Here is a 22,689-nt window from a genome sequence, read left to right on the forward strand (position 1 = left end):
CATGAAGTTATTGCCCTCGCCCTCGGCGTGTCGTGGCAATAACTTCATGATCAACGAGGGCGGGTCTGGTTGGAGGGGGCAGGGGGGTGGGGGTTAGAGGCCGGACAGGCGTTGGCCGGCTCTCACCACTGCCATGGCGTGGCGTTCGCCGGGGCGGCGGCCCAGGCGCTCGATCGGGCCGGAGATGCTGACCGAGGCGATGACCCGGCCGGTGCGGTCGCGGATCGGGGCGGAGACGCTCGCCACACCGGCCTCCCGCTCGGCGACGCTCTGCGCCCAGCCGCGACGGCGTACCTCGGCGAGGGTGCGGCCGGTGAACTTGCTGCGCGGCAGCAGCGGCATGACCGCCTCCGGCGGCTCCCAGGCGAGCAGGATCTGGGCCGCTGAGCCGGCCGTCATCGGCAGCACCGAGCCCACCGGAACGGTGTCCCGTAGACCGCTGGCGCGTTCCGCCGCCGCCACGCAGATCCGCTCGTCGGCACGGCGCAGGTAGAGCTGCGCGCTCTCACCGGTGGCGTCGCGCAGCGCGGCCAGCAGCGGCTCGGCGGCGGTCAGCAGAACGTCCGGTGCGGCGTTTGCCAGCTCCCCCAGGCGGGGGCCGGGCCGCCATCTGCCCTGGGTGTCACGCACCAGCATTCGGTGGATCTCCAGGGCCTGGGCCAGGCGATGTGCTGTGGCCCGGGGCAGCTTGGTGCGTTCGACGAGTTCGGCCAGGCTGGCGCCGTCCACGCAGGCGGCCAGGATGACCACCGCCTTGTCGAGAACGCCGACACCGCTCATACTGTGTCCCACAAGCCGAAACTTACCTCCCAGAATTTAGGATGTCCAGATGGTGGGAGTCACTCCTGAGCCGAGGACCCTGGCCGAGAAGGTCTGGGACGCGCACGTCGTACGGTCCGCCGCTGGTGAGCCGGACCTGCTCTTCATCGACCTGCACCTGCTGCACGAGGTGACCAGCCCGCAGGCCTTCGACGGGCTTCGGCTCGCCGGGCGCCGGGTGCGTCGTACCGACCTGACCCTCGCGACCGAGGACCACAACACCCCGACCGGGTACGACGACCCGGCGTTCCGCCTCCGCCGTGGTGACCTGCTCACCATCGCGGACCCCACGTCGCGTACGCAGATCGAGACGTTGCGCCGCAACTGCGCCGAGTTCGGGGTGCGGCTGCACCCGCTCGGCGACGACAACCAGGGCATCGTGCACGTGATCGGCCCGCAGCTCGGTGTCACCCAGCCGGGCATGACGATCGTCTGCGGCGATTCGCACACCGCCACCCACGGCGCCTTCGGAGCGCTCGCCTTCGGCATCGGCACCAGCGAGGTGGAGCACGTGCTGGCCACCCAGACGCTGCCGCAGAGCCGGCCGAAGACGATGGCCGTGAACGTCACCGGCCGGCTCGCGCCAGGCGTGACCGCCAAGGACCTGGTGCTCGCGCTGATCACGCAGGTCGGCACCGGTGGAGGTCGCGGGCACATCGTCGAGTACCGCGGCGAGGCGATCCGCGCCCTCTCCATGGAGGGGCGAATGACCATCGCCAACATGTCCATCGAGTGGGGCGCCAAGGCCGGCATGATCGCGCCGGACGAGACCACCTTCGCGTACCTCAAGGGTCGACCGAACGCGCCGCAGGGCGCGGACTGGGACGCGGCGGTGGCGTGGTGGCGGACGCTGCCCACCGACGAGGGCGCGAGCTTCGACGCCGAGGTGACCCTGGATGCCAGCCAGATCACCCCGTTCGTCACCTGGGGCACCAACCCGGGGCAGGGCGCGCCGCTGAGCGCGCCGGTGCCGGACCCGGAGGAGTTCGTCACCGACTCGGAGCGTGCCGCCGCACGCCGCGCCCTGGAGTACATGGACCTGCGTCCCGGCACCCCGCTTCGGGAGCTGCCGATCGACGTGGTGTTCGTGGGGTCCTGCACCAACGGTCGCCTGGAGGACCTGCGGGCCGCCGCCGACGTGCTGCGTGGCCACCGGGTCGCCGACGGCGTCCGGATGCTCGTGGTGCCCGGCTCCGCCGCGGTGCGCGAGGCCGCCGAGGCCGAGGGCCTGGACAAGGTCTTCGCCGACGCCGGGGCGGAGTGGCGGTTCGCCGGCTGCTCCATGTGTCTGGGGATGAACCCCGACACGCTGAAGCCGGGCGAGCGCTCCGCCTCCACCTCGAACCGCAACTTCGAGGGCCGTCAGGGCCGGGGCGGGCGCACCCACCTGGTCTCCCCGCCGGTGGCCGCCGCCACCGCCGTGGTCGGCCGGCTGGCCGCCCCCGCCGACCTGTAGAAGGGACCGACGAGATGGACAAGTTCACCACCCACACCGGCACCGCCGTGCCGCTGCGCCGGTCCAACGTGGACACCGACCAGATCATCCCCGCCGTGTACCTCAAGCGGGTGACCCGGACGGGCTTCGCCGACGGGCTGTTCAGCGCCTGGCGGGAAGATCCGGCATTCGTGCTCAACGATGAAAACTATTCCGGAGCGTCGATCCTCATCGCCGGTCCGGAGTTCGGCACGGGGTCCTCCCGGGAACACGCGGTCTGGGCGCTACGGGACTGGGGCTTCCGTGCCGTGGTGGCCCCGCGCTTCGGTGACATCTTCCGCGGCAACGCCCTCAAGGAAGGTCTGTTGCCGGTCGAGTTGGAATTGAAAGCCGTCGAAGAGTTGTGGGACCTGGTCGAAGCGGATCCCACCACTCCGGTGACGGTCGACCTGACCGCCCGCCAGCTCCGGGCGGGGGACGCCAGCTGGTCGTTCCCGCTTGACGACTTCAGCCGTTGGCGCCTCCTGGAGGGCCTCGACGACATTGGACTCACCCTCCGCCACGCCGCCGACATCGACTCCTACGAGGCGCGCCGACTGCCCTTCCTGCCCTCCGTGGCATAGCCGTTAGGCCGCCCGCGCAGCGGATTTCACCCCCATCGGTCCATCCGGTGGGGGTGAATCCGTTACGACACAAGGGCTTTTTTCTACCGAATGTTTGTGTCCCGGCAGCACAGGGCATACCGTGCGCGCAGAATGGCTCGCGACGAGTCAGTTGCACAATCGGGAGGAAGTCGTGAACAAGGCCGAGCTCATCGAGGCGCTCGCCGTTCGCCTGGGGGACCGGAAGATGGCGACGGCCGCGCTCGACGCGGTCCTCACCGAGGTCCAGGCGGCGGTCACCAAGGGCGAGAAGGTGGCGATCACCGGATTCGGAGCATTCGAAAAGCGTGTGCGTGGCGCGCGAACAGCGCGCAACCCGCGTACCGGCGAGGCGGTGAAGGTCAAGAAGACGTCAGTCCCGACCTTCCGCCCCGGCGCCGGGTTCAAGGAAATGGTGGCCAGCGGCAAGGTGCCGAAGGCCGCGGCGGCGACGAAGAAGACCGCCACCAGCACCGCCACGGCCAAGGCGGCGGGCACGAAGGCGACCGGCACCAAGGCGGCTACCGCCAAGGCGGCGGGCACCAAGGCGACCACGGCGAAGGCGGCCAGCAAGAAGACCGCCCCGGCCAAGGCGAGCAAGACCGCCACGGCGACCAAGACGGTCGCCAGCAAGAAGACCGCCCCGGCCAAGGCGAGCAAGACCACCACGGCGACCAAGACGGCCGCCAGCAAGAAGACCACAGCGGCGAAGAAGACCACCGCCGCGACCCGGTCGACCGCGGCGAAGAAGACCACCGCGGCGGCGAGCAAGAGCACGGCGGCCAAGAAGGCGCCGGCGAAGAAGGCTCCGGCCAAGAAGGCGGCCAGCAAGCGCTGACCGACAGGTACCGCGAGGGCGTCCACCAGTGGGTGGGCGCCCTTTCGGTGTACCAGGACGACTTTTCGGCGTACGGGGACCGTTGACCGGGTTGGCCCGCTCGCGCAGAATCGCCGTGCCGGCCACCCCTGGGCCGGCCCGTCGACGGGAAATGGGGCGCCGGTGCGCTACCGACAGCTCACCACCGGCACGCTCGCGCTGGGCGTGCTCCTCCTCATCGACGTGCTGCGGGTCTGGCTGCCCGGCATCATCACCATCTTCGGTCAGGCGGCGTCCACCCCGGCCGAGCTGATGGGGGCGTTCGCCCTCGGCTGGTTCGTGCTCGCGATGGGCGCACCCACCGTGGTCCGCCGGGTCGGAGCCCGCCCGGTCACTGTCGTCGCCGCCGTCGCGCTCGCCGTCGCCCGGCTCGCGCTCACCGCCGCTCCTGGCGGGCGTACGCAGCTCTGGTTGGCCACCGCCGGTCTGCTCGCCGGGTTGGTCTGGCTGGTCGGCGTCGCGGCCGACACCGACCGCCCGGTCCCGGGGCTGGCGTTGGGGTTCGCTGTCAACGCGGCCCTGCACGCGGTGCTGGACACCGTCGACCTGGTCTGGCGGGGTGACTGGGTGGCCTGGCTGCTCAGCGCCGTCGCGGTGGCCGTGTTCCTGGTCGGCACGGCGCAACCCGGCCGCGGCGGTGCGGGAAACGGCCCCGCTGACGCCCCTGTCGGCCCCGCTGAGGCCCCTGCCGGCCCTGGTGGTGGTCGGGCCTGGCTGCTGGCCGGGCCGGCGCTGCTGCTGGCCGGGATGGTGGCGCTCTCCCCGGCGCTGGCCCGAACCGGAATGTCGTACCTGGTCGCTGGAGACGGGGTGGCTCGTTCGCCACTGTTCGGCCTGGCGCCGGTGCCGGTGGCGGTCGCCGGGTTCCTCTGCGCCGCGTTGACAGGGCCGCCGCGTGGGTGCGGCCGGGCGTACGGTCCGGTGGCGCTGCTCGGCGGCGCGGTGCTGTTCGCCCTCGACCGGGGCGACCTGCTCCTGCCGGCCATCCTCCTCGCCGCGGTCGGCCTCGGTGCCTGCCTCGCGCTGACCGACGACACCGGCCAGCCCGCCGCCGACACCGCGAGCGCCGGCACCAGCGCCGCCCGGCGGGGGTACGCGGTGGCCGCCGGGATGCTCGTCTTCGCGCTGGGGGCGGTCGGTTACTACTCGGCCTACGACCTCGGCTACCCGAACGCGGCGGTGCCGGTGGTGGTGGCTGTGCTGATCGCCGCCGTGGCGTTCACCGCCCGCGCCGTCGTCGACCGGCTTCCCGGGCCGTTTCCGCCGCTCCGGGCCGCCGCCGTGGTCACCGCGCTGGCCCTGCTGGCGCCGGTGCTCGCCGACGAGGTGCCGGTGGCCAGCAACCGGGACGGCCCACCGGAACGGTTGACAGTGGTGGCGTACAACATCCGGATGGGGTTCGGGCTGGACGGCCGGTTCGACCTGGCCGGTCTCGCCGAGGTGGTCGAGCGGCAACGGCCCGACGTGGTGCTGCTCAGCGAGGTGGACCGGGCGTGGCTGCTCAACGGCGGGCACGACACCCTGGATCTGCTGGCCGACCGGCTCGGTATGCCGTACGTCTTCGGGCCGGCCGCCGACCCGGTCTGGGGCGACGCGGTGCTCAGCCGTTGGCCGGTGGACGATCCGCGGACCCTGCCGCTGGCCGCCGTCGGCGCCCCCACCGGCGCGCAGGCCCTCGCCGTCACGCTCGATCTCAGCGACGGTGTCCGTACCGCCGTTGTCAGCACCCACCTGCAACCGCCGCCCGGCAAGGGCCCGGTGGTCCAGGCCCGCGCGGTCGCCGACTTCGCCACCCGGTACGCGGCCGGTCGGCCGTTGGTGGTGGCCGGTGACCTGAACACCGAACCGGGCGACGAGGCGTTCGTGGAGTTCACCAAGGCCGGCCTGGTCGACGCGTTGGCCGCTGCCCGACCACTGGCGACCAGCCCGGCGGACGACCCGCGCCAGCAGATCGACCACATCTTCGTCTCGCCCGGCCTGACCCCCGGCGATCCGGTCGCGCCGCGCAGCACCGCCAGCGACCACCTGCCGGTCGCGGTGACAGTGACCCTGCCGCCCCGCTGACGAAGGCCGGCCCTACAGGCGATCGGCGGCCAACAGCCGGTCGGCAGCGAAGGAGAGCAGCCAACCGCCGCCCTTCGGCGTGGTGAAGTCCTCATCGGTGCGGCCGGTCAGCCGCTCCAGGGCGCCCGGCAGGACCTTGCCCTGACTGCACACCGCCGACTGCCCACCGGTGCCGGCCAACTCCAACAGCCGGGCGGCGGTGTGCAGGATCTGCTCGTCGCCCTGCTGGCCGGGTTGCGGCTCGTCCAGGTCGCCACAGACCTCGATCGGCAGATCGAGCAACGCGGCGACCGGATCGAGTGTCTGCACGCACCGTCGCGGCGACGCCGACACCAGCCGGGCCGGCCGGATCAGGGCGATCAGCCCGGCCAGCGTGCTCGCCTGGGCCCACCCCTCGGCGTCCAGGGGTCGCCCGACGTCCGGGCCGGACCAGGTGGCCCGCTTACCGGCGTGCGCGTGCCGGACCAGCGCGACAGTCGCCGTCACCGACGGCAGCGCGGCGAACGCCGCCAACACCTCGGCGTCGTGCGGGTAGCTGACCAACCGGATCGCGTCGTCCACCGCGAGCCAGCGGATGTCGTCCACCTCGGTGTCGGGTTGGAAACCGCCGCTGGCCACCGCGAGCATCGACCAGTAGTCGACGAGCTTGGGTTGCCCCTCGCTGCGGTAGCGCACCGACGGCAGCCGCACCTGCGGCACGCCCCGCACGTCGGCCTCCTCGGCCACCTCACGCACGGCCGCGGCCAGCGCGTGCTCGCCCGGCTCCAGCTTGCCCTTCGGCAGCGTCCAGTCGCCGTAACGGGGACGGTGCACCACGCAGACGCGTACGCCGTCGTCGGTCGGCCGCCAGGCCACCCCGCCCGCTGCCCGGATGCCCGTCACGGCAGCCAACTGGTGCGCCGTCGCCGGGTGGCCCGGCGCCAGGCAGCCGGGAGGAGACCCCGCGTCCGGCGTACCGACTGGCGTTCCCGCTCGGCCAGCCGCCCGGCGGTGACAGCCAGCTCGTGGTCGCCCGGTCGCTCGGCGGCGATCTCCAACCAGGTGTCCGCCGCCACCGCCGCGTCCTGATGCTCGCCGAGCACGTCCTGCACCTGGGCGAGTGCGCGGGACAGCCGCCGTGCGCCCTTGCCGACAGTCGGGGCCACCGCGTTGACCGCGTACCGGGTCTGCTTGCCCTCCTTGCGGACGGCGTGCCAGCGGTCGTCCGGCGACTGCGCGTCGAGCCCGCCGACGCCGTCCGGCCCGGTCAACCGCCGCCAGGGGCGGGCCACCAGCGCGGGTAGCGCCTGCGCGGCGCGCGCTGCCGCCCCTCGGGTGAAACGGGGCGCGCGGGCGGCCAGCACCAGGGAGTCCACCAGGGCCAGGTAGCGCGCGGAGCGCAGCATCTCGTCGATGGCGGTGAGCGCCTGCCGCTGTCGTTCGGCGAGCACCTCGTCGAGCCGGTCCACAGCGCCCCGGTCGAGCGGGCTCAGCGGATCGGCGTCGGCGGTACGGCGCAGCCGCGCGCGCAGCACCTCGGCGTCGCGGGCCGCGCCGAGCACGTCGGCCAGCCAGCGCAGCTCGGCGCGCAGCGGGCGGGACCAGGTCTTTCGCAGCAACGGTTTGAAGGTGCGCAGGTCACTGCGCAGGCGTCGGCAGGCCACCCGCATCTGATGCACCGCGGTGTCGCCACCGGCTGCCGGGGCGCGCAGCCGGACCAGCGGGTCGTGCGCCAACAGCCGGCGGATCTCCTTGCGGAGCGACTCGGTCACCACGTCACCGGCGTTCGGCTCGGCGGTCAGCCCGGCCGGCGCGACCAGATCCGGATCGGCCTGCGCCGCCGCGCCCAGCGCCCGTACGTGCTTCGGCGTGAACGACCCGCCCTGGGCGCCGGCCTCCCGCAGCACCCCGCCGACCCGGTCGAGCAGCTCCCGGTCGCCGGCCTTCAGCTCCACCTCCACCTCGCGGAAGGTGTCGGTGGTGGTGCCGGAGTCGTCGAGCACCGTCACCCGGTCGTCCACCACCTCGGCGAGGACGGTGCCGGCCCGGTCACACACCTCGTACGCGTGCCGCAGCGTGCGGACCACGGTCACCGGGGCCAGCGGCGCACCCCGGTGCAGGACGGTGACCAACTCCACCAGCTCCGGCGGCGGCTGCCCCTTCCCCCCGGGGCGGGAGATCTCGTGCCGGACGCCCGGGGTCCCGGTCGGCAGTTTCACCGTCCAGGGCAGCTCGTCACCCTTGCGGTGGCGCAGCGAGGCACCGGCCCGGGCCAGCCGCAGGTCGACGGTGTCGAGGTAGCGGGCGACTAGCGTCACCGGTGGCAGTGCCCGCACCCGGCCGCCGGCCGGGGCCGTGCCGGCCAGGTCCGGCAGCACGTAGGCGTCGTCCACCTCGTACTTCTGCTCCTCCTCGACCATCAGCTCAGCCTATGCGCTGCGCGGTCAGCTGGCCGTGCCACCGACGCGGCGCAGCAGTAGTTCCTGCAGATGGGCCCGGGCCGCGTTGTCATCGCCGGTACGCCGGGTCCAGGTCCCGTCGCCGGCCAGCTCGAACGCGTCCACTTCGGGGCTCATCGCGGCGGTGAGCACCTGGTCCAACTCGGCGCGGGCGATCGGGTCGCTCACCTGCACCAGCGCTTCCACCCGCCGGTCCAGGTTGCGGTGCATGAGGTCGGCCGAGCCCATCCAGAACTCGGCCTCACCGTTGTTGCCGAACCGGAAGACCCGGGAGTGTTCCAGGAACCGGCCGAGGATCGAGCGGACCCGGATGTTCTCCGACAGCCCCGGCACCCCCGGGCGCAGCGTGCACATGCCCCGGATGAGCAGGTCGACGTGGACGCCGGCCTGGGAGGCGCGGTACAGCGCGTCGGTCACCCCCTCGTCGACCAGGGAGTTGACCTTGAACTGGACCAGGCCGGGCATCCCCAGGCGGACGTGCGACATCTCCCGCTCGATCCGCTCGATGAGGCCGCTGCGGATGCCCTGCGGGGCCACCAGCAACCGCCGGTACGCGGTCTGCCGGCTGTACCCGGTGAGCACGTTGAACAGGTCGGTGAGGTCGGCGCCGATCTCCGGGTCGGCGGTGAGCATGCCGAAGTCCTCGTACAGTCGGGCCGTCTTCGGGTGGTAGTTGCCGGTGCCGATGTGGCAGTAGCGACGGATCTGGTTGCCCTCCTGCCGGACCACCAGCGCGGTCTTGCAGTGCGTCTTCAAGCCGACCAGGCCGTAGACGACGTGGCAGCCGGCGCGTTCCAGCGTGCGGGCCCAGCCGATGTTCGCCACCTCGTCGAAGCGGGCCTTCACCTCCACCAGCACCACCACCTGCTTGCCGGCGGCGGCCGCGTCGACGAGCGCGTCGACGATCGGGGAGTCGCCGCTGGTCCGGTAGAGGGTCTGCTTGATGGCCAGCACGTTCGGGTCGGCGGCGGCCTGCTCGATGAAGCGCTGCACGCTGGTGGCGAACGAGTGGTACGGGTGGTGCACCAGGATGTCACCGTCGCGCAGGGTGGAGAAGACGCTGCGCGGCACCTCGCCCTCGGCGAGCCGGGGATGGGTTGCCGGCACGAACGGCGGGTCCTTCAGGTCCGGCCGGTCCGCCTCGCCGTAGACCTGCCACAGTGCGGACAGGTCCAGCAGGCCGGGCACCCGGAGCACGTCCTGGTCGTCCATGTCCAGCTCGCGGACGAGCAGCTCCAACATGTGGTCGGAGATGGACGCGGCGACCTCCAGCCGGACCGGGGGACCGAACCGCCGTCGGGCCAGCTCCCGCTCCAGGGCCTGGAGCAGGTCCTCGTCGCGGTCCTCGTCGACCTCCACCTCGGCGTTGCGGGTGACCCGGAACAGGTGGCACTCGACCACCTGCATGCCGCTGAACAGCTGCCCCAGGTGCACCGAGATGAGGTCCTCCACCGGCAACATCCGGACGCCCGGCTGGTCCCGGTCCACCCGGACGAAACGGGGGACGTTGTTGGGCACCTTCACCCGGGCGAACAGCTCCGAACCGCCGTCGGGGTCACGAACCGCCACCGCCAGGTTCAGCGACCGCCCCGAGATGTACGGGAACGGGTGCGCCGGGTCCACCGCGAGCGGGGTCAGTACCGGAAAGATGTGCTCCCGGAAGTAGGTGCGCAGCCGCTCCCGCTCGCCGTCGCCCAGCTCGCCCCAGCGCAGGATGCGGATGCCCTCGTCGGCCAGCTTGGGCAGCACGTCGTCGACGAAGCAGGCGGCGTGCCGGGCGCCCAGCGCGGCGGTCCGCTCGGCGATCAGCTCCAACTGCGTACGCAGGGGCAGCCGGTCTCCGCCGCGCACCGGCAGGCCGGCGGAGAGCCGCCGCTTCAGACCGGCGATGCGCACCATGTAGAACTCGTCGAGATTGCTGGCGAAGATGGCCAGGAACTTGGCCCGCTCCAGCAGCGGGGTGCGCTGGTCCTCGGCCAGGGTGAGCACCCGGGCGTTGAAGTCGAGCCAGGACAGCTCCCGGTTGAGGAACCGGTCCTCGGGCAGCGGCGGGGGCGCTGCGGCCTCGTCGTCGTCCTCAGGCGCGGCACGGGTCGGCAGGTCGTCGGGCAGGACCTGGTGGACGCCACCGGCGGCGGGGCCGTCCGCTTCGACCTTCGGGGCGGGGTCGATGACCTCGTCCAGCCCGGAGGAGGCGGCTCCGGGATCGTCGGCGAGCGTGTCGGCGCGGGCGGCACCGGCACGTTCGGCGCGGGACGGGCGGAAGCGCCCATCGGTGCCGCGCGTACGGGAGCCGTTGCGGAGGTCGGTGGCGGGCGGGCGGGCCGGTTGCTCGCGAGGGGTGCTCACCCGCTCATAATCACCCGATTACGGTAAACGCAAAATGAACTTGGGCTCGCCGGCTCAGATCATCGTCGGCAATGTCACCCGGACAACCTCGCCGTCGGGATCCGTGTCGATGCGGACCCGCTGCCCGAGCCGGAGAAGCCGCAGCCCGGAGGCGTCGAAGGCCCGGGCGGGAAAACGCATCTCGGTGCCGTCGTCGAGCAGCAGGACACCGCTGCGCGTCGCCGCGTCGTAGCTGGCCACCGTGCCCTGCATGCTGGCACCGTACACCGGGCGGTTCGGCCTGTGGCGCGGGCTCGGCCCACCGGGCGGCTCAGCCTGCGGCGCGGGCCGGGCGACCGGCGGCCACCAGCGCGGCAGTGCGCGGCCCCAGCCCGAGCCGGGCGGCGGCGGCCAGGTCCGCGGCGGTGTCCACGTCCCGGCGCAGGCTGGGCCAGTCGCCGTCGAGCGGCAGCGCCCCGCTCGCCGCGTGCGCTACCGCCGAGCCCACCCCGAAACGCGGATCCAGCGGCACACCCGGCCCCGCGGTGAGCAGCACCGTGCCACCGCCGGGCGCGTCCGGCAGGAACCGGCGTACCCCGGGTCGACCGTTCTGCGCCGCGAGCAGCGCGCCGGCCAACTCGGCCGGGCGCAGCGCCGGCACATCCGCGGTGATCCCGGCCACCCACCCGGCGGCGGCAGTGGCCGCCCCGTGCCGGAACGCGGCGTTCAGGCCGGCGTCCGGTTCGTCCGGCAGCACCCCCGCGCCGGCGGCCCGCGCCGCCGCCGCCACCCGGGCGTCGTCGGTCACCACCAGAGCCTCGGCGACCGCCGGGCAGGCCAGCACCGCGCGGAGCGTGTCGGCCGCCAGGGCCAGCGCCAACTCCTCATGCGGTACGCCGGGCAGCGCGCCCCGCAGCCGGCTCTTGGCCACGGCCAGCCGCTTCACCGGCACCACCACGGCCCACCTCGGCTGAGTCACGTCCGCAATCCTGCCAGCCGTACGGCGGGCCCCTCGCTGGCCGTACCGGGGGCGAGCAGGCATGATTTCCGCTGCGGGCGTCGCGGGCGGGATTTCGCGGCGGTTGGGGCGCGACGAGGAGGCACAGTGGCACGGCGGAGCCTGGGGTTCTGGCAACGGTTCGCCGTGTGGCTGGTGAAGCCGGTGATGACCGTCTGGACCCGGCGTACCTGGCGTGGTCAGGAACATCTCCACGGCGACGGCGGCGTGATCATCGTGGCGAACCACATCTCCCACGCCGACCCGTTGGTGTCCGCGCACTTCATCTACGACTCCGGGCGCTGGCCGCAGTACCTGGGCAAGGCCAGCGTGTTCCGGGTGCCGGTGGTCGGCTGGATCCTGCACCGGTGCCGGCAGATCCCGGTCGAGCGGGGCAGCGTGGACGCCGTCCGCTCGCTGGACGCACTGGTCGCCGCGCTCGACGAGGGCGGCGCGGTCGTGATCTACCCTGAGGGCACCACCACGCGACAGCCGGAGCTCTGGCCGATGAAGGCCAAGACCGGTGCGGCCCGCCTGGCCCTGGCCACCGGCGCCCCGGTCGTACCGGTGGTGATGTGGGGGCCGGAACGGATCTTCGACCCGCGGACGACCCGTGTCAGCCTGCGCCCCCGGATCCCGGTGACCGTTGCCGCCGGGGAGCCGATCGACCTGAGCCGGTGGGCGGACGCCCCGCCGACCCGGGACACCCTCGAAGAGATGACGGACACCATCATGTTGCGGCTGCGGGACATGCTCGCCGAGATCCGTGGCGGTACCCCGCCGCCACTGTGGGAGCGACCGGCCCGACCGTCCGTCGGCCGCGAGCAGCGGGACGATGTGGCATGAGCGGTCACGTTGCGGTGCTCGGTGCCGGTTCCTGGGGCACCGCATTCGCCAAGATTCTTGCGGACGCGGGGCGGGACGTGACGGTGTGGGCCCGCCGGGCGCCCGTCGCCGAGAGCATCCGGACCGAGCGCCGTAATCCGGAGTACCTGCCCGACCTGCTGCTCCCGGCCCGTGTCGCGGCCACCGCCGACGCCGCCGAGGCGATCACCGGGGCCGAGGTGGTGGTGTTGGCAGTGCCGTCGCAGACTCTGCGCGGCAACCTCGCCGAATGGGCCGGGCACCTGCACCCGGATTCCACCCTGGTGTCGCTGATGAAGGGCATCGAGCTGGGCACCACCAAGCGGATGAGCGAGGTCATCGTGGAGACCGCCGGGGTCGCCGCGGACCGGGTGGTCGTCGTGTCCGGCCCGAACCTGGCCCCGGAGATCGCCGCCGAGCAGCCCGCCGCGACAGTGGTCGCCGGGACGAACAGCGCCCGCGCCACGCTCGTCCAGTCGTCGATCCGGACGCCGTACCTGCGCCCCTACACGAACGACGACGTGATCGGCTGTGAGCTGGGCGGGGCGGTCAAGAACGTGATCGCCCTGTCGTACGGCATCGCCACCGCGATGGGCTTCGGCGACAACACCCGGGCCATGCTGATGACCCGTGGGCTGGCCGAGACGGCCCGACTGGGCGTGGCGCTCGGCGCGGACCCGATCACCTTCGCCGGCCTCGCCGGCATGGGCGACCTGGTCGCGTCCTGCTCGTCCCCGCTCGCCCGCAACCGCACCTTCGGCGAGCATCTGGGTCGGGGTGAGACGCTGGAGCAGGCCCAGACCGCCACCCGGCAGACCGCCGAGGGCGTGAAGAGCTGCCTGGCGATCCGCGACCTGGCCCGGGCGCACGGCGTGGAAATGCCGATCACCGAGCAGGTCGAGCGGATCTGCCACGAGGGGATGGACCCGCGGCTCGCCGTGGAGACCCTGATGAGCCGCACCGCGAAACCCGAGTCGTACGAGTGAGGAACCCGATGAGCGAGTGGGGGGACGGCACCCGCTGCGTACGCGCTGGCCTGCCCGAGCCGGCGCCGGGGGACCCGTTCCTCCCCGGGCCGGTCTTCGCCGCGCCGTACCACCTCGACCCGTTCGAGGGTCAGGGCACGTCACCGAACGGCTACGGCCGCCCCGACAACCCGACCCGCCGGCTGTTGGAGGTGGCGGTGGGCGAGCTGGAGGGCGGTGACTGCCGGGTCTTCGCGACCGGTCAGGCGGCCATCACCGGCCTGCTGCTCACCCTGCTTCGACCGGGGGACACGGTGGTGCTTCCCACCGACGGATACTTCCCGGTCCGGGCGTTCGCCACCGGCGTGCTGGAGGCGATCGGCGTCCGGGTGCTGTTCGCGCCGACCGTCGGGCCGTACCCGTCGTTCGAGGGTGTCCGGCTGGTGCTGGTGGAGACGCCCGCCAACCCGGGCCTCGACGTGGTCGACGTGGCGGCCCTGGCCGAGCGGGCGCACGCCGCCGGCGCGCTGCTCGCTGTGGACAACACCACCGCCACCCCGCTCGGACAGCGCCCGCTGGATCTCGGTGCCGACCTGGTGGTCGCCTCCGGGACGAAGGCGCTCACCGGCCACTCCGACCTGCTGCTGGGCTATCTGGGCAGCCGGTCCACCGAGCTGATCGACGCGGTGACGACCTGGCGTACCACCACGGGGGCGGTTCCGGGCGCGTTCGACGCCTGGCTGGCCCACCGGTCACTGGCCACTCTCGACCTGCGGTTGGCGCGGCAGAGCGCGAACGCCGCCGCGGTCGTCGACCTGCTCGCCAACCGGTCGGACGTGACCGGCCTGCGGTGGCCGGGGCGGCCGGACGACAGGGCGTACCCGGTGGCCTCGGCGCAGATGCGCCGGATACCGGGGGTCCTCTCGTTCGACCTGGGCGACGCCGACCGGGTGGGTCGATTCGTCGAGGCCGCCCGGCTGGTGGCGGCGGCGACCTCCTTCGGTGGCCTGCACACCACGGCGGACCGGCGGGCCCAGTGGGGCGACGACACCGCTCCCGGCTTCGTCCGGCTCTCCTGTGGCGCGGAGGACACCGCGGACCTGGTGGCGGACATCGCCGCCGCGCTCGATGTGGCCGGACCGGTTTGACGTCTCCTTCCCCCGCCGAGCGGGCCGCTCTCGTGAGTCGGTTGCGGGCCGCCGGTTGCGTCTACGCCGAGGACGAGGCCGAGTTGCTGCTGGCCGCCGCGCGCAGCCCGGCGGCGTTGACCGACCTGACCGACCGTCGGGTGGCGGGCGAACCGTTGGAGTACCTGCTCGGCTGGGCGGAGTTCTGTGGCCTGCGGATAGCCGTCGACGAGGGCGTCTTCGTGCCCCGGGCCCGGACCGCGCTGCTGGTCGAGATGGCTGCCGAGTTGACCGGCGCGGCGCCGGCCGTGGTCGACCTGTGCTGCGGCTCCGGGGCCACCACCGTCGCGCTGGCGCACCGGCTCGCGCCGCGCTGGCTGGCCGCCGCCGACATCGACCCGGCGGCCGTGGCGTGTGCGCGTCGCAACGTCGCCGGGTTGGACGTCGAGGTGTACGAGGGTGACCTCTTCGCGCCGCTGCCCGAGCGGTGGCGGGGTCGGCTGGACCTGGTGGTCGCCAACGCCCCGTACGTGCCGACCGACGCGGTCGCGCTGATGCCGCCGGAGGCGCGGCTGCACGAGGCCCCGGTGGCGCTCGACGGCGGCCCGGACGGGCTCTCCGTGTTGCGCCGGGTAGGTGTCGACGCGGCCGGTTGGCTCGCCCCCGGCGGCCACCTGGTGGTGGAAGCCGGCACCACCCAGATCGAAGCCCTCTGCGACGCGTTCGGCGAAGCGGGCCTGGTCCCCACCGTCCACCACGACGAGGACCTGGACGCCACCGCCCTGACCGCCCAACGCCCCGCCTGACCCGCACCCCCCGTTCCCCCCGTACCCCCCAGAACCCCTGACCCGACCCCCCCTGGCCCGCGTCGATCATGGAGTTGTGGTGCCTGGTCGGCTCCACTACGCGTTATTTGTCCCCCACCACAACTCCTTGATCGACCCGGGCGGGCTGTCCGGTTTCCGGTCGGGGTGGGGCTGGCGGGGCCGCCCGGGCATGGCGGGGGAGAGGGGTTGGCACTAGCCTCGGCTCACACTCATGACGGCGGGAGGCGGTTTCGGTGGGCAGCACAGGGGTGCCGGTGGTCGTCGGGCTGGACAACGGCGGCACCAGCAACAACGCCACAGTGCTGACGGTGGACGGCCGTTTCCTGGTGGACGGGCTGTTGGAGATCCCCAGCGAGGTGCGGGCCGGGCCGGAGGCGGCGATCGAGGCGTTGGCCCAGGCGTTGGACGGCGCCCTGGCGCAAACCGGCGTGCCGCGTGACCTGGTCCAGGCGGTCGGGCTGGACACTCCCGGCCCGGCCAGCGCCGACGGCGTCATCTCGTCGCGGGGCTCCACCAACTTCTCGCAGCCGGCCTGGCGAGGCTTCGACGTGCGAGGGGCGCTGGAGCGACGGCTCGGGCTGCCGGTGATCTATCACAACGACGGCAACGCGGCAGCGCTCTACGCCCACCACGTCTACTTCGGCGCCGACGCGATGAGCCGCTCGTCAGTGTCCGCGATCGTCGGCACCGGCCTGGGTGGCGGTGTGGTCGAGAGCGGTCGGGTGATCGCCGGTGCGGCCGGCATGGCGGGGGAGCTGGGCCACGTGCACATCCCGCTGAGCGGGTTGCTCGGCCCGGGTCAGCCGGAGCCCACCTGCGCCTGCGGTTTCACCGGTGATGTCGAGAGCATCGCCTCGCTGACCGGCATCGAACGCAACCTGCTGCCGTACTGGCTGACCCGGTACCCCGACCACCCGCTCGCCGCCGAGCCGGTGGCCCGGGCGGCAAAGCTGGTCCGGGGGTACGGCGAGCGCGAGGACGCCCTCGCACGGGACCTCTTCACCCAGCAGGCGATGGCGCTGGGGCGGCTGTTCACCGTCGCCGCGAACTTCAGCGACCCGCACGCGTACTTCGTCGGCGGCGGAGTGGTGGAGGCGGCACCGGAGTTCCGCGACTGGTTCCTGGCGACGGTCCGCGAGCACACGGTGCTCCGCGAGGAGCAGGCGGCGGTGGCCACCTTCGCCCTGGTGCCGGATCGGGACATGGCCGGTGCCCGAGGCGTCGCGATCGCCGCGCTGGAGGCGCTACGCGCCACTCCGGAGCCCCGCCCGCTGGTTGCCTGAGCCGGCGCGGGCCGAGGCCCGCACCGGCTCAGGCACCGCTGGTCAGCGCTGCGGTGGTGCCTGGGCGAAGGCGGCCCAGGCGGCCGTTGGGAACAGCAGGGCCGGGCCGGCCGGGTCCTTGGAGTCGCGCACGGCAATGAGCCGCGGGATCGCGGCCACCTCCACGCAGGCACCTTCGTCGCCGCTGCGGCTGCTCTTGCGCCAGCGCGCCGCGGCCAAGGCCGCTGTGATCATCGGGGTCATCGGTCCTACCGTCCCTTCAGGACTGACAGGAGCATCTCGCGGCTGTCCGCCGGGCTGAGCGCCACGCTTCGGAGATGCTCCATGATCTTGGTGCAGGTACGCGTCTCGCCGGCGCGGTCGAGGATCATCTGACCCGCGACGGTCTCCACCGACGCGATGATCGGGTCCTCCGGATCGGCGAACTCGAGGATGTGCAGGGAACCCCGGGTGCCCCGGTGGTAGCCGGCGGAGAGCGGGATCACCTGGACGCTGATGTTCGGCAACTCGGCCATCTTGACCAGGTGCCGTAATTGCCCGTTCATCACCGACTGGTCACCGACCGGCCGTAGCAGCGCGCCCTCGTCGATGATCGCGTCGAGGATGGGCGGCTGGTCGGCGGTGAGCCGCTGTTGTCGGTCGAGCCGGATCTTGACCCGCTGCTCCACCAGGTCGTCGCCGAGGGTGTGCGGCCCGCCGCGCATGACGCCACGGATGTAGTCAGCGGTCTGCAACAGGCCGGGCACCACCGAGGGTTCGAAGTTGGCGATGGCGGTCGCCTCGGCCTCCAATGCGATGAAGTCGATGGTGCGCGGATCCAGCAGGTAGGAGTACGACACCCACCAGCCGGGCTTGCGGGCGTCCTTGGCGAGCTGCACCGCCGCGGCCACCTCCTCGGCACTGACCCCGTACGACGTGAGCAGGGCGCGCACGGTGGCGGGGCTGATCAGGGTCTGGGCGTTCTCGTAGCGGGAGAGGGTGCTGCGGGTGCTGTTGATCTCGTCCGCCGCGGTCTCCAGCGTCAGCCCGGCGGCTTCCCGGTGGTGGCGCAGGGCGATGCCGAGCCGGCGGGCGCGGGCGGTCTTGGGGGCCATACATCGATGGTCGCATACATTTGCGGGAACGTCTGCATGAGAGAACGTCTATGGGAGTTGCATTCACGCCTATACACGTGTCAATCTGTTATGGCGTCCTCACCGCCGGTTGTCGTGGCGACGGTGGTGGTGAGCGACCGGAGGGGATGGGGCGCGCGGCGATCGGGTTTCTCCCCCGTACCCGATCGTCGCGTGCCGCCCCTCCACCCCCGGCCCGCCGGAAGGAGACGACGTGCGAACCCGCCCGGAGCCCCCCGCCGTACCCTCGGGCGGAGTGCGATGACCCGCTTCCTCGTGGTGCTCACCGACGTGCGCCCCGTCGAGGGCGTCAACCGCAACGAGCGGGTCGCGCCGGAACGGCGCCGGCAGGTCGTCGGGGCCAGCAGCCGGGAGGCCGCCGACCGCATCGCCGGAGCGTTCATGGCGCTGGGCATGGTGCGGGCCGGCCGGCAGCGGGTGAAGGTGATCGCGGTCGGCCGTCGGCACTCCCGGGACTGAACAAGCCCCGGGTCGGCGGTCCGTGACACTGCCACCGTCCGATTACGCACCGTATATCCTCTCCTGACTGTTTGCCGTGTCGTCCCGTGGCTCGCCGGGTATCGCCTCGCCTCGCGGCCACGCACAGTAAGGTCAACCGGGTGAGCGCCACCGGCGAGCACGACCAGCCGCAGTCGCGTACGAAGAGGTGACCGGAGTGACCACCCCAGGCAAGACCCGCGTGGCGATCGTCTTCGGCGGACGCAGCCCGGAGCACGGCATCTCCTGCGTCAGCGCCGGCAGCGTGTTCGGCGCACTCGACCCGGACGAGTTCGAGGTGGTGCCGGTGGGCATCACCCGGGCCGGCCAGTGGGTGCTGACCAACGGAGACCCCGCCCAGCTCGCGATCAACGCCCGTCAGCTGCCGGAGATCACCGCCGACTCGGGCGACGACATCGTGCTGCGCGCCGACCCCACCGGTAACGGACTGATGGTGCTCGACCCGACCGAGGGCCCCCGGGCGCTGGCCGACGTGGACGTGGTCTTCCCGGTCCTGCACGGCACCTACGGCGAGGACGGCACGATCCAGGGCATGCTGGAGATGGCCGGCATCCCCTACGTCGGGGCGAACGTGTTCGCCTCCGCGGCCGCCATGGACAAGGAGTTCACCAAGAAGCTCTGTGCCGTCGAGGGCATCCCGGTCGGCACGTACGCCGTGCTGCGCAACGGCATGACGCTCAGCGAGCAGGACAAGGAGCGGCTCGGCCTGCCGGTCTTCGTCAAGCCGTCCCGGGCCGGTTCGTCGTTCGGCGTCAGCAAGGTCACCGACTGGGCCGAGCTTGATGCGGCGGTCGCCGCCGCCCGGCAGTTCGACCCGAAGGTCATCATCGAGGCGGCGATCGTCGGCCGCGAGATCGAGTGCGGTGTGCTGGAGGGCGAGGCCGGTGGCACGCCCGAGGCGTCCGTGCTGGCCGAGGTGCGGGTCGTCGCCGACCACGACTTCTACGACTTCGAGGCGAAGTACCTCGACGACTCCTGCGAGTACGACATCCCGGCCGACCTGCCGGAGAAGGTGACCCGCCAGGTGCAGGAGTACGCGGTCCGCGCGTTCACCGCGCTGGACTGCGCCGGTCTCGCCCGGGCCGACTTCTTCGTCACTCCCGAGCTGGACGTCTACCTCAACGAGATCAACACGATGCCCGGCTTCACCCCGACGTCGATGTTCCCGCGGATGTGGGCGGCCTCCGGCCTGGAGTACCCGAAGCTGGTCAACAGGCTGATCCGTACCGCCCAGCGGCGCGGCGTCGGCCTGCACTGAGCCGTCCGAACCCCGCCCGCGCCGGCTGACCGGCGCGGGCGTAGTCGGTTCGGGTTCAGCGCTGGCAGCCGGACGGGATCGCGCCGCCGGAGGGCACGCTCGCCACGATCGTGCTGGAAATCGTCGGCAACCACTGCAACGGCTGCTCGTACGAGCGCGGGACGCGCACCGTGATCAGCGTCTCCCGGTCGACGGTGGAGAGGACCGCCGCGTCGGCCTGATCGGCCAGGTGCCAACAGACCCCGTTTACCGTCCAGACCTCGTCGGTGCTGGGAAAGGTCGGCTCGGTGCCGCCGCAGGCCACGGTGAGCGCGGGGTCGCCGTAGGCGGCGTTCTGCTCCGGGCCGGCGGTGACCGGCCGCTGGGCCAGGTCGCGGATGCTCGCCGGAAGCTGCGAGAGCAGGGCCCGGCAGACAGTGGCCGGGCGGGCGGCCAGCGCCGGGGCGGCCATCTCCACCGGGGTGGTGGACTGCACCCGGGCGGTGGTCGCGGAGGGCGTCGGCGCTGCGGCCGGCGCGTCCGGGCTGAGCTTGCTGAAGGCCAGCACGGCCACCAGCAGCGTGATCGGCAGCGCGATCACCGTGGCCAGCAGGGCCGCGCCACGCATGGTCCGATCACGGCCGGCCGGCGCGGCGGCGGCGGGATCGGTCGACTCGCGGTTACCGTCAGCCGGCTCGGACGTCCCGTCGGCCGCGTCGCGTGCCCCGCCGTCGTCCAGAGCCGAGGAGGAGGTCGTCATCTCGTCCACTTACAGCCGCACCACCGAACACGTGAGGGTGCGGGTGATGCCGGGCACCATCTGCACCTTGCTGACGATGAGTTTGCCGAGCTCGTCGACCGTGTTCGCCTCGGTGAGGACGACCACGTCGTACGGCCCGGTGACGGCGTCGACGCGTACCACGCCGGGGATGTCCGCGATGAGACCCGCCACGTCACGTGCGCGGCCGACCTCGGTCTGGATGAGGATGTACGCCTGTACCACGACTCGACCTCCGTCCGTCGCCGCCCGGGAGCGGCCCGAAGGGTGAAACTACCTTACGGACCAGGTCTGATCCCTATCGGTGGTCAAGGAGCAGCGGTGAGCGAGCACGGCGGGGCCGGGCAGCACGGGCGGAACACCCGCGGTGGCGTCGGGGTGTCCGGGATCGGGGAGTTCGGGTTGATCGGGCGAATCACCGCCCGGCTGTCGTACGGGCCGACGACCCTGCTCGGCCCGGGCGACGACGCGGCGGTGGTGGCCGCGCCGGACGGCCGGGTGGCGGCCTCCACCGACGTGCTGGTCGACGGGCGGCACTTCCGACGGGACTGGTCCTCGGCCCGCGACGTCGGGCACCGGGCGGCAGCCGCCAACCTGGCGGACATCGCGGCGATGGGTGCCACGCCGACCGCCCTGCTGGTCGCTCTCTGCATGCCGGCGGACCTGGACACCGCCTGGGCGGAGGAGTTGGCCGACGGGCTCTCCGCGGAGGCCGCGACGGTCGGCGCGAGCGTCGTCGGCGGGGACATGTCGGCCAGTCCCACCCTGACCGTCGCGGTCACCGCGCTGGGCGACCTGGCGGGCCGTCCGCCCGTGCTGCGCTCGGGCGCCCGACCGGGGGACGTGCTCGCTCTGGCCGGGCGCACCGGGTATGCGGCAGCCGGGCTGACAGTGCTGACCCGGGGCTTCCGTACGCCCCGGCTGTTGGTGGAGGCGTACCGGCGGCCGCAGGTGCCCTACCAGGCCGGCCCGCAAGCCGCCCAGCTCGGCGCCACCTCCATGATCGACGTGTCGGACGGGCTCCTCGCCGACCTCGGGCACGTCTCGGCGGCCAGCGGGGTGGCGATCGACGTGCGCCGCGACGGGTTCGAGGTGCCCCGGCAGATGGCCGACGCGGCGCAGGCGCTCGGCGTCGACCCGTACACCTGGATCCTCGCCGGTGGCGACGATCACGCGCTGGCCGCGACCTTCCCCCCGGCGGTGGCGTTGCCGCCGGGCTGGCGGCCGATCGGTCTGGTCACCGACGGTGCCGGCGTGACGGTCGACGGTGTCGCCTACGACGGCCCGGCTGGCTGGGACCACTTCCGGTGAGGCCCGCGCGCGGCCGTACCCTGGATACCGTGAGTGAGATCGAGATCCGGGCGGTGCGGTTCGACGCACCGGTGGCGCAGCACCTGATCCATGCCGCACTGGCCGACCTCGGTGCCCGTTACGGCGGCACCGGCGACGACACCCCGGTGGACGCGGCCGAGTTCGAGCCGCCCGACGGCGCGTTCCTGGTGGCCTACCTGGCCGGTGAGCCGGTCGGCTGCGGTGGCTGGCGCAGCCACGGCGCGGACAGTGCGGAGCTGAAGCGGATGTACACGGCTCCGGCGGCACGGGGGCAGGGGGTGGCCCGCGCGGTGCTGGCGGCCGTCGAGCGCTCCGCCCGCGAGCAGGGTCGCAAGCGGGTGGTCCTGGAGTGCGGCGACAAGCAGCCCGAGGCGATCGCCATGTACGGCTCCGCCGGATACGAACGGATCCCGAACTTCGGCTTCTACAAGGACGCGGAGGGCTGCGTCTCCTTCGGCCGTACCCTCTGACCTGCTCGCCGGGCCCGGACTGGCTGGTGTGCCGGGCCCGGCCGGTGTGCGGCGTCGTCAGCCCGGGAACACGACAGAGCCGGGGGGGCCACCGGGGGCGCCGGCGGGGGCGCCCCGAAGGGGGGGGGGAGCGCGGCAGGCGCCGGGGTGCAGTGCGGCCAGGATTGACGAGGTGCAGACCTTCAACTTCTTGGTGTTGCCGCCACCGGCCGGGGTACGCACCGACTGGATGTTCGGGTTCCAGCGGCGGTTGGTCCGCCGGTGCGAGTGGGACACGTTGTGGCCGAAGCCCGGTCCCTTGCCACAGACGTCGCACACGCTAGCCACGGGATACTCCTGGGATTGATACGTTCATGAGGTCGCCGGCAGGTGCTGCCCGGGCAACCTGGTCAGGTTACCCGATGACTCGCCGACCCGGCCAACCGGCCCGGTCCGGCGCTCGCCCGTGCCCCGGCTCACGCCTGGTCGTGGGCCCGTCCGCCCTGCGGTGGGCCGGCCCGGCGGCAAGGGTACCGGAGGCGCTCGTCCCCGCTGCGGCCAGCGCCGCCCGGGCCCCGCGAGAGCCTGCGGCCTACG

General features: G+C 72.8%; 23 protein-coding genes and 1 pseudogene. 13 read left to right on the forward strand and 11 right to left on the reverse strand.

Annotated elements, in window-relative coordinates:
• Nucleotides 1-93 precede the first annotated feature (93 nt).
• A complete protein-coding gene (locus AB0B48_RS10545) occupies nt 94-780 on the reverse strand; it encodes an IclR family transcriptional regulator (RefSeq protein ID WP_007456408.1) in 687 nt (228 codons plus the stop codon).
• 49 nt (nt 781-829) lie between these two features.
• Between AB0B48_RS10545 and leuC the strand changes: the two genes are divergently transcribed.
• The 4 genes from leuC (at nt 830) to AB0B48_RS10565 (ending at nt 5,836) form a co-directional block, all read left to right on the forward strand.
• Nucleotides 830-2,275 carry a 3-isopropylmalate dehydratase large subunit gene (gene leuC, locus AB0B48_RS10550; RefSeq protein ID WP_355005287.1) on the forward strand — a complete coding sequence of 482 codons (1,446 nt, stop codon included), beginning with the start codon at nt 830-832 and terminating at the stop codon, nt 2,273-2,275.
• Nucleotides 2,276-2,289: 14 nt separating this feature from the next.
• Nucleotides 2,290-2,877, forward strand: a complete 588-nt coding sequence (gene leuD, locus AB0B48_RS10555; protein ID WP_355005286.1) for a 3-isopropylmalate dehydratase small subunit — start codon at nt 2,290-2,292, stop codon at nt 2,875-2,877.
• Nucleotides 2,878-3,049: 172 nt separating this feature from the next.
• On the forward strand, nt 3,050-3,733 hold the full coding sequence (locus AB0B48_RS10560) for an HU family DNA-binding protein (protein ID WP_355005285.1): 684 nt from the start codon (nt 3,050-3,052) through the stop codon (nt 3,731-3,733).
• Nucleotides 3,734-3,895: 162 nt separating this feature from the next.
• Complete coding sequence (locus tag AB0B48_RS10565; RefSeq protein WP_357198898.1) at nt 3,896-5,836, forward strand: endonuclease/exonuclease/phosphatase family protein; 1,941 nt, start codon at nt 3,896-3,898, stop codon at nt 5,834-5,836.
• A 12-nt stretch (nt 5,837-5,848) separates the two neighbouring features.
• Here the strand turns inward: AB0B48_RS10565 and AB0B48_RS10570 are convergent, their stop codons facing one another.
• Genes AB0B48_RS10570 through cofC form a run of 5 tightly spaced genes read right to left on the reverse strand, consistent with a single transcriptional unit; the run spans nt 5,849 to nt 11,581 of the window.
• Nucleotides 5,849-6,727 carry an NUDIX hydrolase gene (locus AB0B48_RS10570; RefSeq protein ID WP_357198901.1) on the reverse strand — a complete coding sequence of 293 codons (879 nt, stop codon included), beginning with the start codon at nt 6,725-6,727 and terminating at the stop codon, nt 5,849-5,851.
• Nucleotides 6,715-8,235: a CYTH and CHAD domain-containing protein gene (locus tag AB0B48_RS10575; RefSeq protein WP_357198904.1), complete on the reverse strand. Its 1,521-nt coding sequence runs from the start codon at nt 8,233-8,235 to the stop codon at nt 6,715-6,717. The genes AB0B48_RS10570 and AB0B48_RS10575 overlap by 13 nt, the downstream gene beginning before the upstream one ends.
• Before the next feature lie 24 nt (nt 8,236-8,259).
• A complete protein-coding gene (locus tag AB0B48_RS10580) occupies nt 8,260-10,623 on the reverse strand; it encodes an RNA degradosome polyphosphate kinase (protein WP_357198907.1) in 2,364 nt (787 codons plus the stop codon).
• Nucleotides 10,624-10,677: 54 nt separating this feature from the next.
• Entirely contained in the window at nt 10,678-10,875 is a 198-nt protein-coding gene (locus tag AB0B48_RS10585; RefSeq protein ID WP_030335323.1) for a hypothetical protein, read from the reverse strand.
• A 58-nt stretch (nt 10,876-10,933) separates the two neighbouring features.
• Entirely contained in the window at nt 10,934-11,581 is a 648-nt protein-coding gene (gene cofC / locus AB0B48_RS10590; protein ID WP_355005280.1) for a 2-phospho-L-lactate guanylyltransferase, read from the reverse strand.
• 126 nt (nt 11,582-11,707) lie between these two features.
• Between cofC and AB0B48_RS10595 the strand changes: the two genes are divergently transcribed.
• The 5 genes from AB0B48_RS10595 (at nt 11,708) to AB0B48_RS10615 (ending at nt 16,665) form a co-directional block, all read left to right on the forward strand.
• On the forward strand, nt 11,708-12,445 hold the full coding sequence (locus AB0B48_RS10595) for a lysophospholipid acyltransferase family protein (protein WP_357198911.1): 738 nt from the start codon (nt 11,708-11,710) through the stop codon (nt 12,443-12,445).
• Nucleotides 12,442-13,449, forward strand: a complete 1,008-nt coding sequence (locus tag AB0B48_RS10600) for an NAD(P)H-dependent glycerol-3-phosphate dehydrogenase (protein ID WP_357198913.1) — start codon at nt 12,442-12,444, stop codon at nt 13,447-13,449. Before AB0B48_RS10595 ends, AB0B48_RS10600 begins: the two co-directional genes overlap by 4 nt.
• Nucleotides 13,450-13,457: 8 nt before the next feature.
• The gene (locus AB0B48_RS10605) at nt 13,458-14,576 is read left to right on the forward strand and encodes a cystathionine gamma-lyase (RefSeq protein WP_357198915.1); all 1,119 of its coding nucleotides are present in this window, start codon (nt 13,458-13,460) and stop codon (nt 14,574-14,576) included.
• 32 nt (nt 14,577-14,608) lie between these two features.
• Nucleotides 14,609-15,361, forward strand: coding sequence for a putative protein N(5)-glutamine methyltransferase (locus AB0B48_RS10610; RefSeq protein ID WP_357198918.1), 753 nt, complete (start codon nt 14,609-14,611; stop codon nt 15,359-15,361).
• Nucleotides 15,362-15,615: 254 nt separating this feature from the next.
• Nucleotides 15,616-16,665 (forward strand): ROK family protein, encoded by a 1,050-nt coding sequence (locus tag AB0B48_RS10615; RefSeq protein WP_357198920.1) that lies wholly within the window; start codon nt 15,616-15,618, stop codon nt 16,663-16,665.
• A gap of 42 nt (nt 16,666-16,707) precedes the next feature.
• On the opposite strand, the gene AB0B48_RS10620 is transcribed toward AB0B48_RS10615, so the two are convergent.
• Nucleotides 16,708-16,908: a DUF397 domain-containing protein gene (locus tag AB0B48_RS10620; RefSeq protein WP_355005274.1), complete on the reverse strand. Its 201-nt coding sequence runs from the start codon at nt 16,906-16,908 to the stop codon at nt 16,708-16,710.
• 5 nt (nt 16,909-16,913) lie between these two features.
• Nucleotides 16,914-17,759: a helix-turn-helix transcriptional regulator gene (locus AB0B48_RS10625; RefSeq protein ID WP_091393087.1), complete on the reverse strand. Its 846-nt coding sequence runs from the start codon at nt 17,757-17,759 to the stop codon at nt 16,914-16,916.
• Between the two features lie 279 nt (nt 17,760-18,038).
• Here AB0B48_RS10625 and AB0B48_RS10630 point away from each other — a divergent pair, with 279 nt between their 5' ends.
• Together AB0B48_RS10630 and AB0B48_RS10635 are read left to right on the forward strand one after the other, a co-directional pair.
• Nucleotides 18,039-18,257, forward strand: coding sequence for a hypothetical protein (locus AB0B48_RS10630; RefSeq protein WP_030335309.1), 219 nt, complete (start codon nt 18,039-18,041; stop codon nt 18,255-18,257).
• A 196-nt stretch (nt 18,258-18,453) separates the two neighbouring features.
• On the forward strand, nt 18,454-19,554 hold the full coding sequence (locus AB0B48_RS10635) for a D-alanine--D-alanine ligase family protein (protein ID WP_357198924.1): 1,101 nt from the start codon (nt 18,454-18,456) through the stop codon (nt 19,552-19,554).
• A 55-nt stretch (nt 19,555-19,609) separates the two neighbouring features.
• On the opposite strand, the gene AB0B48_RS10640 is transcribed toward AB0B48_RS10635, so the two are convergent.
• Complete coding sequence (locus AB0B48_RS10640; RefSeq protein WP_357198927.1) at nt 19,610-20,293, reverse strand: DUF3515 family protein; 684 nt, start codon at nt 20,291-20,293, stop codon at nt 19,610-19,612.
• A gap of 9 nt (nt 20,294-20,302) precedes the next feature.
• Complete coding sequence (locus AB0B48_RS10645; RefSeq protein WP_030487446.1) at nt 20,303-20,536, reverse strand: Lrp/AsnC ligand binding domain-containing protein; 234 nt, start codon at nt 20,534-20,536, stop codon at nt 20,303-20,305.
• A 96-nt stretch (nt 20,537-20,632) separates the two neighbouring features.
• Between AB0B48_RS10645 and AB0B48_RS10650 the strand changes: the two genes are divergently transcribed.
• Together AB0B48_RS10650 and AB0B48_RS10655 are read left to right on the forward strand one after the other, a co-directional pair.
• Nucleotides 20,633-21,622, forward strand: coding sequence for a thiamine-phosphate kinase (locus tag AB0B48_RS10650; RefSeq protein WP_357198930.1), 990 nt, complete (start codon nt 20,633-20,635; stop codon nt 21,620-21,622).
• A gap of 29 nt (nt 21,623-21,651) precedes the next feature.
• On the forward strand, nt 21,652-22,113 hold the full coding sequence (locus AB0B48_RS10655) for a GNAT family N-acetyltransferase (protein WP_357198933.1): 462 nt from the start codon (nt 21,652-21,654) through the stop codon (nt 22,111-22,113).
• Between the two features lie 168 nt (nt 22,114-22,281).
• On the opposite strand, the pseudogene rpmB reads toward AB0B48_RS10655, so the two are convergent.
• Nucleotides 22,282-22,440: pseudogene (gene rpmB, locus AB0B48_RS10660) on the reverse strand (50S ribosomal protein L28); the annotation flags it as partial.
• Nucleotides 22,441-22,689 lie beyond the last annotated feature (249 nt).

This window comes from Micromonospora sp. NPDC049089 (assembly GCF_040648775.1).
Lineage (GTDB): Bacteria > Actinomycetota > Actinomycetes > Mycobacteriales > Micromonosporaceae > Micromonospora.

What these genes read in the sequence shown, in the direction of transcription:
- AB0B48_RS10620 (WP_355005274.1), bottom strand. Translation starts at nt 16,908, where the DNA reads ATGACCCCGATGATCACAGCGGCCTTGGCCGCGGCGCGCTGGCGCAAG.
- AB0B48_RS10605 (WP_357198915.1), top strand. Translation starts at nt 13,458, where the DNA reads ATGAGCGAGTGGGGGGACGGCACCCGCTGCGTACGCGCTGGCCTGCCC.
- AB0B48_RS10585 (WP_030335323.1), bottom strand. Translation starts at nt 10,875, where the DNA reads ATGCAGGGCACGGTGGCCAGCTACGACGCGGCGACGCGCAGCGGTGTC.
- AB0B48_RS10600 (WP_357198913.1), top strand. Translation starts at nt 12,442, where the DNA reads ATGAGCGGTCACGTTGCGGTGCTCGGTGCCGGTTCCTGGGGCACCGCA.
- AB0B48_RS10630 (WP_030335309.1), top strand. Translation starts at nt 18,039, where the DNA reads ATGACCCGCTTCCTCGTGGTGCTCACCGACGTGCGCCCCGTCGAGGGC.
- AB0B48_RS10575 (WP_357198904.1), bottom strand. Translation starts at nt 8,235, where the DNA reads ATGGTCGAGGAGGAGCAGAAGTACGAGGTGGACGACGCCTACGTGCTG.
- AB0B48_RS10625 (WP_091393087.1), bottom strand. Translation starts at nt 17,759, where the DNA reads ATGGCCCCCAAGACCGCCCGCGCCCGCCGGCTCGGCATCGCCCTGCGC.
- AB0B48_RS10545 (WP_007456408.1), bottom strand. Translation starts at nt 780, where the DNA reads ATGAGCGGTGTCGGCGTTCTCGACAAGGCGGTGGTCATCCTGGCCGCC.
- AB0B48_RS10640 (WP_357198927.1), bottom strand. Translation starts at nt 20,293, where the DNA reads ATGACGACCTCCTCCTCGGCTCTGGACGACGGCGGGGCACGCGACGCG.
- leuD (WP_355005286.1), top strand. Translation starts at nt 2,290, where the DNA reads ATGGACAAGTTCACCACCCACACCGGCACCGCCGTGCCGCTGCGCCGG.
- leuC (WP_355005287.1), top strand. Translation starts at nt 830, where the DNA reads ATGGTGGGAGTCACTCCTGAGCCGAGGACCCTGGCCGAGAAGGTCTGG.